Source organism: Rhizobium sp. NZLR8 (assembly GCF_019685025.1).
Classification (GTDB): Bacteria; Pseudomonadota; Alphaproteobacteria; order Rhizobiales; family Rhizobiaceae; genus Rhizobium.
In genome coordinates this window covers 163,360-178,348 of the sequence record NZ_JABDVY010000013.1, presented here as the reverse complement: position 1 = coordinate 178,348, position 14,989 = coordinate 163,360, and the positions used below count along the sequence as shown (strand labels likewise).

Annotated in this window: 13 protein-coding genes; 5 read left to right on the top strand and 8 right to left on the bottom strand. The window is 53.3% G+C overall.

The features are described from left to right. Positions 1–39 precede the first annotated feature (39 nt). Complete coding sequence (locus HJB89_RS25240; RefSeq protein ID WP_221150686.1) at positions 40–1,056, top strand: hypothetical protein; 1,017 nt, start codon at positions 40–42, stop codon at positions 1,054–1,056. 97 nt (positions 1,057–1,153) lie between these two features. Here the strand turns inward: HJB89_RS25240 and HJB89_RS25235 are convergent, their stop codons facing one another. The 3 genes from HJB89_RS25235 to HJB89_RS25225 all read right to left on the bottom strand — a co-directional run bounded on the left by HJB89_RS25235 (position 1,154) and on the right by HJB89_RS25225 (position 2,866). Continuing rightward, positions 1,154–2,008, bottom strand: a complete 855-nt coding sequence (locus tag HJB89_RS25235) for a DUF3800 domain-containing protein (protein ID WP_259672114.1) — start codon at positions 2,006–2,008, stop codon at positions 1,154–1,156. Positions 2,009–2,077: 69 nt separating this feature from the next. Continuing rightward, on the bottom strand, positions 2,078–2,614 hold the full coding sequence (locus tag HJB89_RS25230) for a hypothetical protein (RefSeq protein ID WP_221150685.1): 537 nt from the start codon (positions 2,612–2,614) through the stop codon (positions 2,078–2,080). A 3-nt stretch (positions 2,615–2,617) separates the two neighbouring features. Next, positions 2,618–2,866: a hypothetical protein gene (locus HJB89_RS25225; RefSeq protein WP_221150684.1), complete on the bottom strand. Its 249-nt coding sequence runs from the start codon at positions 2,864–2,866 to the stop codon at positions 2,618–2,620. 291 nt (positions 2,867–3,157) lie between these two features. On the opposite strand from HJB89_RS25225, the gene HJB89_RS25220 reads away from it, so the two are divergent. Beyond that, positions 3,158–3,424, top strand: coding sequence for a hypothetical protein (locus HJB89_RS25220; protein ID WP_221150683.1), 267 nt, complete (start codon positions 3,158–3,160; stop codon positions 3,422–3,424). Positions 3,425–3,715: 291 nt separating this feature from the next. Here the strand turns inward: HJB89_RS25220 and HJB89_RS25215 are convergent, their stop codons facing one another. Continuing rightward, complete coding sequence (locus HJB89_RS25215; RefSeq protein WP_221150682.1) at positions 3,716–4,549, bottom strand: IS5 family transposase; 834 nt, start codon at positions 4,547–4,549, stop codon at positions 3,716–3,718. A 374-nt stretch (positions 4,550–4,923) separates the two neighbouring features. On the opposite strand from HJB89_RS25215, the gene HJB89_RS25210 reads away from it, so the two are divergent. Both HJB89_RS25210 and HJB89_RS25205 read left to right on the top strand, forming a co-directional pair. After that, positions 4,924–5,661, top strand: coding sequence for a lysozyme (locus tag HJB89_RS25210; RefSeq protein WP_221150681.1), 738 nt, complete (start codon positions 4,924–4,926; stop codon positions 5,659–5,661). A gap of 164 nt (positions 5,662–5,825) precedes the next feature. Further along, positions 5,826–6,746 (top strand): hypothetical protein, encoded by a 921-nt coding sequence (locus HJB89_RS25205; RefSeq protein WP_221150680.1) that lies wholly within the window; start codon positions 5,826–5,828, stop codon positions 6,744–6,746. A 427-nt stretch (positions 6,747–7,173) separates the two neighbouring features. Here the strand turns inward: HJB89_RS25205 and HJB89_RS25200 are convergent, their stop codons facing one another. Further along, on the bottom strand, positions 7,174–7,641 hold the full coding sequence (locus HJB89_RS25200) for a very short patch repair endonuclease (protein WP_221150679.1): 468 nt from the start codon (positions 7,639–7,641) through the stop codon (positions 7,174–7,176). Positions 7,642–7,699: 58 nt separating this feature from the next. On the opposite strand from HJB89_RS25200, the gene HJB89_RS25195 reads away from it, so the two are divergent. Then, on the top strand, positions 7,700–9,220 hold the full coding sequence (locus tag HJB89_RS25195; protein ID WP_221150678.1) for a DNA cytosine methyltransferase: 1,521 nt from the start codon (positions 7,700–7,702) through the stop codon (positions 9,218–9,220). Here the strand turns inward: HJB89_RS25195 and HJB89_RS25190 are convergent. From HJB89_RS25190 to HJB89_RS25180, 3 genes are read right to left on the bottom strand one after another with little or no spacing between them, the layout of a single operon-like run. Continuing rightward, the gene (locus HJB89_RS25190; RefSeq protein ID WP_221150677.1) at positions 9,217–11,316 is read right to left on the bottom strand and encodes an AIPR family protein; all 2,100 of its coding nucleotides are present in this window, start codon (positions 11,314–11,316) and stop codon (positions 9,217–9,219) included. The genes HJB89_RS25195 and HJB89_RS25190 overlap by 4 nt on opposite strands. Continuing rightward, the gene (locus HJB89_RS25185) at positions 11,313–12,269 is read right to left on the bottom strand and encodes a PD-(D/E)XK motif protein (RefSeq protein WP_221150676.1); all 957 of its coding nucleotides are present in this window, start codon (positions 12,267–12,269) and stop codon (positions 11,313–11,315) included. The genes HJB89_RS25190 and HJB89_RS25185 overlap by 4 nt, the downstream gene beginning before the upstream one ends. Further along, positions 12,256–14,988, bottom strand: a complete 2,733-nt coding sequence (locus HJB89_RS25180) for a Z1 domain-containing protein (RefSeq protein ID WP_221150675.1) — start codon at positions 14,986–14,988, stop codon at positions 12,256–12,258. The genes HJB89_RS25185 and HJB89_RS25180 overlap by 14 nt, the downstream gene beginning before the upstream one ends. Position 14,989 lies beyond the last annotated feature (1 nt).

Below are 14,989 nucleotides of genomic sequence, written 5' to 3'. Positions count from 1 at the left end.
TGTAATGGCAACGATAAAAGCGGTAGGGAGCCGCTGCACATGGCCAAGCTTACGAAAAAAGTCCGTATTGTCGGATACGACGTCTTCAAAAACGAATTCCAAATCTCATTCAAGTTGGCCGGATACGCCGATCATTTAGGTTTCGTCAGCACGTATACCTACCCTGGCAAATACGGTTTTGCTGGGAACGGCGAAGAAGACCTCGATCTACTGGGCTTTCACGCTGACGATATCCAACAGATCATCCAAGAAATCTTCGACTGGGTTGAAAAGCCTCGAAAGTCGCTGGGTGGGTCCGCGCATAGCTACATGATGCACTCGCGTTTCGACATGACCACATGCCTGGAAGCCGAGCGCCGTGGCCGCGCTGAAGCCTCGCGGATTGCCGTAGAGGCTCCATGCCTGGACTGGGCGATGTCGATTTCGGAAGAGATCGAGCGCGAGGATGCTGCAGCCAAAGCTGGTGAGAAGCTCAAAGAATTCCGTGACGCTGGTGGGAGATGGACCGCTCCAGAGCGTGGCGATATCGACCCGATGAAAGCAGTCGACTTGGAAGCCGCCGGTCTTGGTGAGGAGTCTTCCAGGTGGGACGTCAGTATCGAGGGAAAGGTCAACGAAGAACTGTCGACGTCGCTGGGTAGCTTTATGGCATTGCATGCTGACGACACTTATTTTGACACGGAACCGAAAGCAGTCGACTTGGAAGCCCAGCTTATTGAGTTTGAGCTTGCGGTCATGGCCTACGTTCGCTCATTCAATACAAGTGACGAGCGTGAGGCGATCCAGACAGTCAATCAGGCCCGGCAAACGATTCTCAATCGGGATGCACAGAGGCCGAAAATCGTGCCATTAAACCGCTCGCAGCAATCCCAGGCTGTCGACGAAGCCCAATATCAAGCCCGACGCCGGATTACTGACGATGCGACCGACAAGGCCGTCAACACGATCCACACGCACGCTCGCCGCTTCCTGACGCCGATGAGCTTGAGGGAACATGATTTCCTGCGGGCGATCATCCAGGAAGAGATCGAGAAGGTCGTCGGAGGTGTGCTGTAATCGTTCGTTACAACGAACATGCAGTTGCGAATCTCGCAACTTCTCACTACCTTCATGATGCCGGTGCGGACGAACTCCTGGGTCCACCAGACCGCCTTTAACCAAGGCTAGTCCCTCCGGCCGCGCTCTTCTGATATTTCGGGATCACGTTCCACCTGCTGAGCTTCTTCTTGTTGAAGCAGCTGCCGGTGATATCGGGCCACCCCGTCAGTTCAAACGCCAACTCACTCAACCTTTTCTTCGTATCGCTGATCTCTGGCTTCAGATGTCGGCCATTCCGGTAAGCGGCCAGAGCGCCCAGAGTGCAGTCCAGGAGCTGCAGCATTGGCTCCTTTTCCGAGCTGCGCGGCTGAATGGTCTTAATGCAGTTCAGACCACTCTCGTAGTGCAATGCACCGATCTGGTCAGGAAGAAGACGGGTGCAGCTTCCATCATCAGGATAGACGTGCAGATCAACGTCTTTGCCGTAGTAAGCCAGAGGCCGGTGAAGAAGCAGCTGGTAGAATGATTTCGATACCGTATCCAGTTTCTTTCGAGGTCCAGACAGCTTGTGGTCGTATTCGTCCATTCGGCTGAACCGGATATGGAAATGTAGCCGTCCCTCATCGATCAGTTCGAACAGGAGCCGGATATAACCCTCGTGGACCATGCCGCCGCAGTATTTAGCGTTCTTCCACTTAACCTCGCCGATCTTCGCATACTTCTCTCTGATCGGGGTCATCTTGCCGATGATATACGGGATCGCTTTACGTGCGACCGCGATCCCGGCCACGGCCATGTACGTGTCGTCGGACTGCGAACTTTCATCACAGAAATAGCAAAGCTGGTCGCGCGGATTTTCCGCTTCGGCATCAGTTTGCCCAGGAGTGGGCGTTGGTAGGAAAATCGGCGTGGTCTCCAGCGATTCATCTTCACCGATTATATAACGGAATAGTTGTCTCTGCGAAAACAAGCGGAGTTGCTCACAAGGAAGTTTGTTCTTCTATTGTTCGGGTTATCCGCTGTTGTTTTGTCAACGCTATCATTCTTCATGATCAGGCGGTTGCTCGACCCAAAGACCTTCCTCGTCCAAGAAAGCCTTCCAGTGCTGCGCCATCAGCTCAAAGACGTGAATGACTGGGTGTTTCTTATCGAGGAGTTTGATGTAGGCCTCCGCATAGGCTTGGGTGATCTTTCCACCGTGCCGGTGGAATTTGACGGATGCGCCGGTTGTCATATCCTTTTCGACCGGTCCGTACGTAATGACAACGTGCTTCACCGAGTTTGCGATCTGCCTGCAGTATTCCAGCCCAATCATCCGGTTCCGGTTGGTCTCGATGAAACCCGAAATCGCCTTCCGATCACCTTTCTTCACGCCGGTAAGCTCAAGGTGATGGGCTTCATCCAGTTCGTGTAGCACCCAGTCCAGGATATGACTCGACGTCACAGCACAGTCGAAGGCAGCATACTGGACTGCTTTCGTGCTTCCCCAGGCCATACCTAAGCGTTCGATATCAAACAAAAGCTTGAGATAGAGATCAGTCGCCGATTTCAGGCCGAAAGTTTTGTCTGGCTTCATGATCTACGGCCAGAACGTCGCGATCCTAATGGCTTCGGGGTCGGTTATTGCGCAGGTTATCCGGTGCTTACTAGGTCCAGCACCGTGAGACCACTTGCCGATGATCAGTCTGTCACTGCCACCGCTCAGCTTGAATACCGCCCAGGGCTCGACATCGCCGACCGGGTGGATGTCGACATCAGGACCGCCGCCAAGGACCGCAATCAGCTCCGGGTCGGTCGGATCATCCGTCGGAAAGGTAACTGTCTTCACGTTTTTGGCTGCGTCAACGATCTTGGCATCAATATGGCATGCAAATCCTCCTGGTTGCATCCTTCATACTAGGAAACGGCAAGATTTCCCCGATTTCCCTTGTGTCAGTTCCGCCGACGATCAACGATTAGGTATCGCAACGCGTTAGGGAGCCGCGTCCTATGAAACCGGCGTCTCGGGCGGCGTATCGTCAGGCGCGATCTACAGCTACTAGGTCACACCCGAGCAGACGCACGATGCCTATTTCAAACAAGTGCGGCAATGGCTTCGGGCCAAGAAGCAGGTGGTGGCATGACCGAATACACGAACGACCTCGGCCCAGTGGAAATCCTTGGACTCAGCCCAGCGTCCAACCGTCACACGCTCGTGCGCATGGAAGTTCATGCCGCTTATCTCGAAGATATCCCGCAAGAATATGTCGTCTACACCGCAACCATGCGGTGGCGAATGGACGGACAGCCGCATCCGCTCGACGTGCGTGAGGTGAAGGTCCTGAGCAGTGAGGCGATGGCAAACGAGGACGGCTCGGTGTCTGTGGTGTTGGAGGTGAAGGGATAAATACGAACTCAAGAGGATTGCCTGAAGAGCAGGATACAACTTCTTTGTATCCTGTGATAATATTGCGGCGTTGTTCAGGTGGGAGGGGAACCGAATGGCACGATATTATGATGATGCCTCGCTATACAGCAATCTTGTCATGGGTAGATAGTACGAGTTTCTTCCGCCCACGCGACCGATGTAATTGCCTCCGCACACGCCGCTTTCCCGAAAAGGCTAGCCTCGGAATGAAGTGCCATCGGAATGAAATTCCAGCTTACCTATTTTCTTAGAGCCTGACTCGAAAAGCACTCAATAGACGTAATATCTTGCGAGCCTTCGGGTGAGCATCCGAATGTTGGCGATGAGCATCCAGGCTTCTGCAGATGCGATTGATTTTTCCCAATCCTTGGCCAATCGCCTGCACCTTCCGAGCCACGCGAAGGTACGCTCCACGACCCAGCGACGCGGCAGGACTTCAAAGCCCTTGGCCTTGTCGGTTCGTTTGACGATCTGGAGCGTGAATTTTGCAATCTTGCTCAATGCGCCGCGCAATTTCGGTCCGGCATAGCCACCATCGGCGAAGATGTGTCTGAGCCACGGCCAGCGTTTTAAAATGGTCTTGAGGACCGTCGCTGCGCCATCACGATCTTGAATATCGGCACTGTGGACGACGAGGCCAACCATCAAGCCGAGCGTGTCAACGACGATATGACGCTCGCGACCCTTGATCTTCTTGCCCGCGTCATAGCCTGCAATCCCGCCACTTTCCGTCGTTTTGACGCTCTGGCTGTCGATCACGCCTGCCGTCGGCGAGGCTTGCCTCCCCTCCAGTTCCCGCGTCTCCATGACGAGATGATGGTTGATCCGCGGCCACAGGCCCATCGCCCGCCAGTCATAGAAATAACCCTGCACGGTTGAATAGGGCGGGAAGTCTTTCGGCAGCATCCGCCACTGGCAACCGGTCGACGCAATATAAAGCAGCGCGTTCACAACCTCGCGCAACTGCGTCCTACGCGGTCTGCCAAGCCTGCGCGGCGTCGGCATGAATGGAGCAATCAGCGACCATTCCCTATCCGTCAGATCGCTTGCATAACGCCCCGTCCGTCGGCCATATTGGCCACGGGTGAAATCAGTCCAGCCCATTGTAGTCTCCATCGAATCCTAAGCAAATCCGAAGGAATCACAACTGGCTGATTTCACTCAACTCTTTTTCAGTCAGGCTCTTAGGTCCTCATTGTCCTCCCAACTGGGTTCAAACCCTTCAGATGCATTGCCGATGGCTCGGAGGCGCTCCTTGCCGAGCACGGCTTCGATATGCTCCTTTCGAGCCTTCCTGCGACCTACTCTCTGATTGTTGTCGAAGCCGAACAACTCCTTCACTACGTTCAAAGGAAGGCTTTCAGGCGCACTGCGGACAGATTGGCTGTGAGACCGTTGCGGTACCCAACTGGCGATTGATTTGTAAAGCAACCTCTAATATAGTGCCTGCGTAGCTCGTATCTGCTTGGGGGGCTTTCATGCGAGGTAAATTCTTTACTTATTTTGCCCTGATCTTTGCCCAAGCGTTGAGCGTCGGCGCACAGGATAAAATAATCCCCGACGATTGGGTACCCTCTCTCCTTCAGATGGAGCAAGTCGAAGGCTCGTTACCCGGAGCCGCCGACGAAACTGTTCCACCTCGCAAGGTCGTTAAAATTGCAATAGGGCTCATCAAATCATTCGAGGGATGGGCCCCCGATGTGTACGACGACCCCGTTGGCTACTGCACAATCGGATGGGGCCACCTAATCGCAAAGAAAAGGTGCGCAACCGTAGCCGACTTCAACCTTGGTGAGTATTCCCCAAGATTGTCGGCGCAGAAAGGAAATGAACTCTTGCTTAGGGACACCCGTCCCGCACGCGCGACAATCCAAAACCTTGTGAAAACTCGTCTGAACAATCGACAATTCGGCGCATTGACTGTTTTTGTATACAACATTGGAGCGACTAACTTTAGCCGATCCACAATGCTTAAGCACCTAAACACAGGACGCTATGATCTTGCAGCGAGGGAATTTAGACGATGGGTTCACGCAAAGGGCGTTGTTCTGGACGGTTTAGTGCGAAGACGCAATTGCGAGTATGAGCTTTTCCGAGGTAACGGGACGCTCCTGGATAATGGAAAATTCGACACCTCGGTTTGTGATTCTATTACGTCATTTGCTGCCAACGACGCCGACGCGATAGACGTTAACGTTGGAGAGGTCACGCAATGAAGACGCTGAGTTCGAGGTTCCACGTCGCTTGCCTCACTATCCTAATCGCTGTTTGGAGCCACGCACCAGCGTTAGCAATAACCAGGGGACAAGGTGTCGACTGCGTCAGAGAAGCTTATCACCTGCAAACTGCCCAAGCAGGTAAGGAGGGAGATGTAGCTCCCGTGGACCAAAATCATGGCGACGCGGAAGGTGTCGCTTCTGTGGATCAGCATGGCGACGACGAATTGGTCGGCTTGGCAGAGTCAGATGCTCAAAAACAAGTGAGGCACATACAGTATGTCTTGGGCAACCTCTTGCTGGTGCATGTAATAGCTTGTGACAAAGTCGATAATGGTGTCGCCTTCCATACGGTCGAGAGGGATGGGCTTCCCGCTGACTACACTAATGCCGACTACATTATCTATAAAAAAGCGTGGGTAGATCAGAAACTTAACTCCGACGACCTAAGTATTAACTTCCTTCTTGGCCATGAGTTTGGTCACATATTTAACGCCCACGACACGTCGGCGGCACACATGCCTCGGAAGATGAAAGAACTTCAAGCGGACTATTCTGGTGGGTGCGCGGTTGCGCGTCTTAAGGGTCAATGGGCCCCTTTAGAAAGCCTTGTGAAAAATCTACGCGGGGATGGCTCCGACAATTATGAGAACGCCGAAACAAGCTTAAAATGGGTGCGCGCAGGTTTCCGCAACTGCGACGGCGATCCAAATCCTGACTACATCGGCATAAGGGTGGTTTACTTTCCGAAAGAAACTGACAACGGCGTGGTGACGCAGGTTCTCTCAAGCCTCGACATAAACTACCAACCAGGCATATCCGAAAATGAGATGGCCACAAATGGTATAACTTGCACTACAGATTACGATTTTGCGAAAGTTAGAAAGCTAGCAATCGCCCTAACGAGGGCCGGAGCCAATATTTACTGGATTAACAAAGCGCAGACTCGATTGAACGCTGTTAAGCGCATAACTATAGAGTCCGATGACATCTCCGAGACTTGGACCCCACTAACGACGCGTCAGCTCGCGTGTTTAAATACCTGTGACGCGTGGAACTCCGAGAACAGTTGCTCATCACCATAAGCAGTGCGTATCTGTACGCTCGGCGATTAAGACGCAATTGGGAAGCCAGGTACATTGTTTCGATCCAACGGGCGTCGGAGCAAAGCGTTTGGAATCTGTCTTACGCGGCAGAGTTTAACTGCAGCTTTTGAAACCAAAGGGTGTTCTTCACCAGAACGCCCTTTTCGCGCGAAGTCGATTGCAGACAGTGCATTGACGATCTGGTCCGTAAGCAGTACCCCGCACGCACTTGGAATGAAATTCGATAGTCGATGTTGAGCAACGCAGTCATTGCAGGCATGGCAGGCATGGCGGGCATGATTGGACAAAGCGCACGGACTAAGACAACAGGCGCGGACGAAGAATTACAGAAAACGCCAATGAGCCATGTTTTTTCTTGAGTGATCGCAAATAACCCGGCCGTCAGGCGCAGTTGCCCGAAGCGTGATCAAGCTCTATCGGAGTCCAAATCCCCAGAACCGACTTCCAGCGTGACAGATTCTGAAGAGAGCCATTCGGCAACGACCTTGGCGGCGACAATTACGTCCTGGGGTTTTCGAAGAGCGCACTCCCAAACGATAGCAACGCGCCAGCCAGCGCCATTTAGCGCGTCACGTACTCTGCGATCTCTCTCCACGTTTCCCGCAAACTTCGCGTTCCAGAACTCTGCGCGGGTCGCAGGGCTAGTCGCAAATCGGCATCCATGGTGGCGATGCCAGAAACAACCGTGTGTGAATATCGCCGCGCGATACTTCGGGAGGACAATATCAGGCTTTCCCGGCAAACCCTTCACATGGAGCCGGAAGCGAAAACTAAGCCGATGTAGCGCTTTCCTCAGCATCACTTCGGGACGAGTGTCGCGGCCACGGATGTTGCTCATCATGCGCGACCGCGTCGCTTTATCCACAACGTCCATCAGTTCTCCCTTGCTCTCGGACGCAATACCTGGGAAAGGAAAGTGCGCGGAGTTCGGTATGTTTGAGCCAATACGAATAGTCGATCTTTTTTCAGGACCGGGCGGCCTCAGCGAAGGCTTTGCCACTTGCAAGAATAAGGAGGGCCAGAACGCTTATGCGATAGGGATCTCCGTCGAAAAGGAGAAGGCAGCACACCGGACGCTACGACTGCGGTCATTCCTGCGAGAGTTTTCTGATTTTCCTCCCGAATATTATTGCTGGCTTAAAGATGGTGGCGACGGACCAGATTGGAAAGACCTTTATCCTGATGAATGGCGGAGGGCTTCTGAGGAGGCACTTTGTGCGGAGCTAGGGACTCCGGACGCTACAGGACTGCTGTCTAGCGCAATCAAGCGGATCGGCGGCGCTGCGAATGGTCGTACGGTCTTGATTGGAGGGCCGCCCTGTCAAGCTTACTCGTTGGTCGGCAGGGCAAGGAACTCCGGAAAAAAGGATTATGTTCCCGCGAAAGATCAAAGGCATTTCCTTTACAGGGAATATTGCAGGGTCTTGAATGAATTTTCCCCTGCAGTGTTCGTGATGGAAAACGTGAAGGGAATGTTATCCTCCACCGTGGAGGGGCTGGCAATTTTTGGACAGGTCAGGGCTGACCTCGAAAGCTCGGGTCGCGGTTACAAGCTTTACGCCCTATCGGGTGATGAAAACACCGAACTAACCCCACAACATTTTCTTGTTCAGGCTGAGGATTTCGGAATTCCTCAAGCTCGGCATCGCGTGATCATTGTCGGCGTTCGACGTGATATCGCTTCCCGCCTGCCTCACTGGTTCTCGCCAAGATTGAAAAAGTCCGAACGTATCGTGACCGTCGCTGACGTTCTGTCGAACATGCCATTACTGCGAAGCGGCTTGAGCAGGAACGACAGCCCAGCCGCGTGGAGGGAGGCCATGGAAACAGCCATCCAACACGTAGAGGGATCGATAGCGAATTACAGCGGGGAGGATAAAGGCACTTTCGTCGCAACTGTGAATGAGGTTAGGGCTCGTCTAGCATCGAGTTCTCTGCAGGGGCGGTGGTCGCCCGTGCGCACAGCTCTTCCTGCGACTATTCCGTCCAAATTGAGATCATTTCTCAATGACCCGCGACTTAGTACGTTGCATGGCCATGAAACGAGGGCCCATATGCCAAGCGACCTGAGTCGATATCTCTTTGCTGCCTGCTATGCCATTGCGGAGGGATCAAGCCCGAAATCACCCAAATTTCCCCCGGCTATTGCTCCACAACACGTTAACTGGACCAGTGGCAAATTTGATGATCGCTTCCGTGTTCAGCGGTGGAACCATCCTTCATCAACGGTGACAAGCCACATTTCTAAGGACGGCCACTATTTTATCCACGCTGACCCCTGTCAGTGCCGTTCCCTAACAGTGCGCGAGGCCGCCCGACTCCAGACATTTCCCGATAATTATGTATTCCTGGGAACTCGGACCGAGCAGTATGTTCAAGTTGGAAACGCCGTTCCCCCATTCTTGGCCTTGCAGATTGCGGAAGCCATCTTGCCGATTTTCGACTACGTCTAAACTTTTTCCAAGGGTCGCTCGACGATAGCCGGGTGGCGGAACCCTCCTGCAACCAGCTTTTCAAGAATACTGAGCGCGAACTTGCATTGCCTATCGCTGGGCATTTTTCTGGGGATAGCTGCGCAAGTTTCCAGAATTCCGGTATCGGTTGGTGAGAGCCTCTTATTTTGACGCGCCCACGCAGCGACTTGGGCCCAAAACGCCGCTCCCAGTTGATGAACCTTCACCTCTGCAGAAACGCTCACCGACAAAGCTTTATCCGCTCGGGCCTCTCTGACTTCAGCCGCCGCCTCGTCAGGAGCTACAAGCAAGTCTTCGAGATTCTCCGGATATTCGAGCTTACGATCTGCCAAAGCTTTCCAGCAACCTTGCTTTTTTGCCCACTCGCTGAAATTTCTGATACCGCTCGGTGGCGATAGGATAATTGATTGAGCGTCTTCTGCGGCGATCTGAAGCACCCGATCCAGCAATTCGGACGTACCTTGTTGCCGCCATACAGCGTCGAGGTTAATCTGGCGTCCTAGCTTTCCGGCATCGTGCACCAGCTTTGCAATAGCGTAGGTCACAATGTTCGCGCGATAACCTCCTTGGTACCATAACGCGGAGGAGACAAGGTTTTCCGTGCGTCGGAAGATAATTGTCTTGGCGACCAAGCGCCGGAACCAGACTTCATCGAATGAAGTTCCGTCCTTGCCCCATCGAGTACCGATGGCTTTTGCAAACTCGGTAAAATTCTTCTGCGCCCCCTTACTGACTTCGTGCGGTAGTTCGCTCCAAGTGTTTTCATACTTAGCAAGGTCAGTCTTGCTGAAGAACTGACTACGGGGGTATTCGGAGTCAAATATCTTGCGCTCCGAAATCGTCCTGCGCCCCCGCTCGTCGGCGAACTGTCCGCGTGCACGTTCATAAAACCACTTCGTTTCGCGGTAGCCGTCAGAGCCTGCCGGAACGAGCAGCCGCCGCGAGAAGCCTTCGATGCGAATGTGAAATGGGTGGTTTGCGAAGAAGTCGGCGGCAGCTACTTTGTTCTGGGAGTTTGCAAACTGAGAAATGAGCGGGACGACCTCCTCGGACATTTCCTGCGGTACAATGCTCAATTTCATCTGAACAAACACCTGATTCAGTTGCTCAGGTGCCGCTTTTCGTGCCGCGTGTATTGATGCCGTTGTCTGGCCACCGTTCACAATCTGGAGGTTTTCAGCGCGAGTCAGGACCAATCCTCTCGGTGTTTCCTCGATCTCAACCGAATCTGCCGTTGCGCTCAGCCCATTGTTGTACGCCAGAAACATCTCCGGTTTTTTTACGATGGTGTCCCTGATACCTCGGTTAACCGCTCCTCGTGCCTGCAAGAAGCTTCGCACATTGGATTCCAGAAGCCTTGGGCCCCATCTGTCGTAGATCGAAGCAAGCTGATGCCCGGGCATTACTGCAATGTACGTTTCCAGCGCTGCTTCACCGGATGACGCTCTCAAGACAGGGACGGGTCCGCCGAAATCCTTGACGAAATCAACTTCCGAGCTTTGCCGTGTCACTCCCTGCTCGACGTATCGAGCAAGTCTCTTCAAGTCCCAGACGCTGTAGGTAACAGGTTTCTGATCGATCAAACCTGCGGGCACCGCGTCGGACTTCGCCCGGAATTCGGCATTCGTGACCAAGATGAGCTTGATCTTGTCCACTTCCGACCACGTCGCGGAAATCAGATCAGCCAGTCCGAAACCGGAACTGGATTCTTCTAGGCCAGACCGGAAGGATGCCTTTCGTGCTTGCGTCAGAAAGTCCACAAGACGCTTGAAAAGTCGCTTCACATGGTCGGAATTCACCGTCCGTGGTTCCGGCGTTATTTCGAAATCGCATATAATCAGAGACAAAATCCCCTCGGCGTCCCGAGGATCACCACCGTATCCGTGCACCTGTAGCGTGGAACTGGAGGCTTTTCCCTCGAAATACGACCAGCTGGCGCTATCGATTTCGCCAGCTTCGGTGAGATACTCTCCCGTTATTTCGAAGAAGGCCACCGCATTGACTCGACCCAGAGCGTCGGCGTCGCCCTGCACATCCGCGATGATTTGCCGATGGAAATCCTCCAGCTCGCTCACGCGCTTTCCTCCCGAATAATATCCAACAGTGGCTCCGCGAGCGCATAGGGAGCACATTCCGCCAAACCAATCGAATATCTGACGTCCGTGACCCCACTTGCGATTGGAGGAACGATACGTGGAAATCCTTCCAAAACTTCGAATTCTCTACTCTCGCCAATGAACCATCTTCGACCATCGTACTTGTGAACGGGATCGTAACCAAAGTCGAAAATCATCTGATCGAAGCGGGCAACAGCAAATGCCGAAGTCTGAAGCGCAAGCAAGGTCGCCGCAACATGGTCATGCAATGTCAGTCCTTCTGGCGTCATAGCAGCAGTGACATCGGTAACCCTTAGAAAAACCCTGGCTCCATCGACATCCGCCAACTGTTCGACCGACGATATCGCTACGTATGGTTTCGCCGCACTTCGCCGCGCTTTCAACTCGACACAAATATTTGGAAACTCAAAGTCCTTGGACGCTCCGTCCGGGCCTTTCCACGCCTCGATAGCAGCATCCGGGCCAATCGTTGCTGCCAATTCCTGCAGGAAGGCTATCTCTCCGATCAGCCCCCTTTGCTCTTCAAGAGTGAGCTCGCCAGTCGAACCGCCGCGCAAGAGATGGTGCCAGCGTCTAGTTCGCTGAACAGTGCGAAACAGCGCATCCTGATGGTTTGCAGCCTGCTCACCGCCGTCCGCGATGTTTCGGCAAAGCGCCTCGAACAATTCGATGAGACCATTGTCACCGAGCGAAAGTACGAGCGACAGTCGATCACCGACGAGGCGATATCTCGTGTCGATGCTGCGGAGTATTGGTAAAGGTTCGACCAGCAGCTGACCCTCATCGAGCTTCAAGATCAGGCCCGGCCGTAAACCTTCGAGCATGATCCAGAAAAAGTCGTACTTTCCCTGGCTGTTGACCCGACGAGCATCACCAACACCGAGTCGATCCCAAGGATTATTCTTCGTCACCTTCGGCATCCTCATCGTCATCAGGTTCGCCAAAAAGCTCTCGCATTTTTTGGGTGTTCACCACGTACTCGACACGCTCGTTTGGTCTGCTCGATTTTGGCAGACTTATACTCCATGCCACGACGGGAGAATCGGGTATTTGAGCCCCGCGTGAATCACCGGCAGCGCCCTCTGGTTCGGTGGCCTGAACGAAATGCAAAATGAACAGAGGACGGTCGCGGACCTCCCGGTATATCGTGTCCGGAAAGTTCGTGCTCTCGGCATTGGACAGGCGGTATTCCTCCTCTGCTCTGGATGCTTTCTCCGGATCGACGCCCGCTTTTTCGATACCCCGCGAAGAAACGCGCATCCTTTTGCCGCTGAAAGACATGTAGCCGTTTTTCAGGTCCCCGAGATCAACATATCTGCTTGCGGGCCAGATATCCCAGCCGAGCGCAGTATCTGCGGCGATCTTCCCGCGTTGAAGAGAGACAACGAGTACGTCCCAGAACCTTAGTTCATCCTCCATCCTCGAATGAATGTAACGCCTGATCGGCCCCGTCTCAGTGGTGTTGCTCTGGTCCGCATTGCGCCAACCAGCCAGAAATTCATCGACGATATTGACTGAAATTTTCTCCAGCAGGTAGCTCCCGCTGAAGCGTTTGCTCCTGGCAGGCGTATGGCCTTCAGTTTCCAAAGCAGCCAGAAACCGCTTTGCCAATTCCCTGTTTGCCGTTAGGTCAGTATTCTTCAAACTAACTTTGGCAGTCTCAACGAATTTGTTTGCCAAGCCGACAAGTACAGTCACTTTCTTTCCGGACCCAAGCTTATTCTTTGCTGTAATAAGCAGTGCCGATGGATGGCTCCTTACCGCCAAACCGAACATCCGTGGCGTCGCTTTTACCTTCTCCATGGTTTTCAGCTCTTGATGAAGTTCTTCTGTCGCACCGGCGATAAAAGCATACCAATCAATGGCCTGGAGCGGCATCCAGATACGGCATAGGTCTTCATATCCGGCCCTGTAACCGAACCAACGCCCCATCTGCATTAGGGTGTCGTACATCATCGTGTTGCGAAGAAACCAAGTAACCGTTAGCCCTTCAAGCGTAAGACCGCGTGAAAGCGAAAAGCCGCCAACGGCGATGACTGTTTGTCCGCGATCTCCGCCACCGTTGTAGTTGAGATCATTCGCCTTGCTGTTGACTTCAACGACCTTAGCCGCCGCAATCGATTCAAGAAGATTTTTTTGAATGGAAGGCCAGTCTGGCCATGCCTCGGAGTATTCCTCGGCCCAAACAGCACGGAGTGCTTCGATTTCGGGATCGTTCAGTCCTTGGTTTCCTAATGCGCCATTTATTCGAACTGCGTTTTGAATACGCTCAAGAATTTCATGTAGCCGGTTGCGAAGGAGGCTTTGGACGCGCGTAAACCGACTAGCGTTCACGAGCATCGAGCAATGGCTTCTGGTCTGCCCTCTTAAATCTCTGATGGTGCGGGCAACAAGGAAAAGACGAAGCGCTCTCGCCAATGACCCCGGAACAGCTTCCACCTGAAGGTCTATAGTATGCTTGATCGGGAGAGTATCTTCATTATCGGTAATCTGGCGGAGCCAAACAGGATCGCCATCCTCAGGCAGCCCTTCAATGAACACCTTCGAGCCACCGAAATAGTTTGTCGGCGCATCGAGCCCAATGATAAAATCGCGCGGAAAGAGGTCTTCTGCAAACATCTCATCTTCTTGGTCAGGATCGATAAAAATGTTCGCGAAAGGCGTTGCGGTGTAGCCGACGTAGCAGCTTCGGTGAAACATCCCCAGAAGATCGCGTATCTGGCCGTTTATGGTTGTGACAAGCTTCTTGCCATATTTCGTGTTTATGGATGCGTTGTCAGCTTCATCATCAATCAGCAGCATCGGTTGATCGATCATTTCGTTATCACCGCGAGCACTGTTGTCCTTCAACCAACCAAGAAGGTTTTTAAGAGTGCGATGATTCTTCTTGATCACCAGCACAACCGGGACCTTATAGGAGTCGATTTCGCTGGTATTGGTCGAGGCGGTCCCGATGTTGAAGTCACTTAGCGTGTTGGTAAGGCTTACTGGCGTTCTATTCGGATCGAACTGACCAACCCCAATTATGTTTTTGCCCAGGCTCGATTTTCCCTGCTGACGGCCGGTGTCGCGACCGATAAAGCCCTCATCAATACGCCCCTGCGTCTGGTTCCGCAGGTTGTTGTGAATCCCGGCAATCACGACAATCAGCCGATATCCAGCGTCTGCCGCTTTGCAGATAAGGCCATTGTAGTTCGCCGTCTTCCCGCTTTGTACGTGACCGACCACCATGCCGCGTCGGTCCCATTGTTGGAGAAGATTTGGATTGCCCAAACGACTGAGGATGGTGTCAGTAACCGTGTCGAGCGAGATGACGACATCCTTGGGCAATCCCTGCTGGATCAGAAGCTTGCGATATCGTGTCCAATAATATGGATCGATTGCCGACTTCGCGTCATCCAGCCATGGAACGAAGTCCGGGCCGTCAACTATTGCACCAAGGCCTGCGCGAATTCCATTTTTCTCCTCGACTGTCCGTGCGACTTGCTCCACCTCATCGACTGACAGACCCGCTTGGAGTGCCGCGTTCAGCGAAGTTATCAGTGTACGCAGTTCAGGCTCGGTTTTTCGAGGTTGATCAAACAGGGCAGACTCGACGACGCTCAAAAGGCTCGACTGCGCGGGGGTCAAA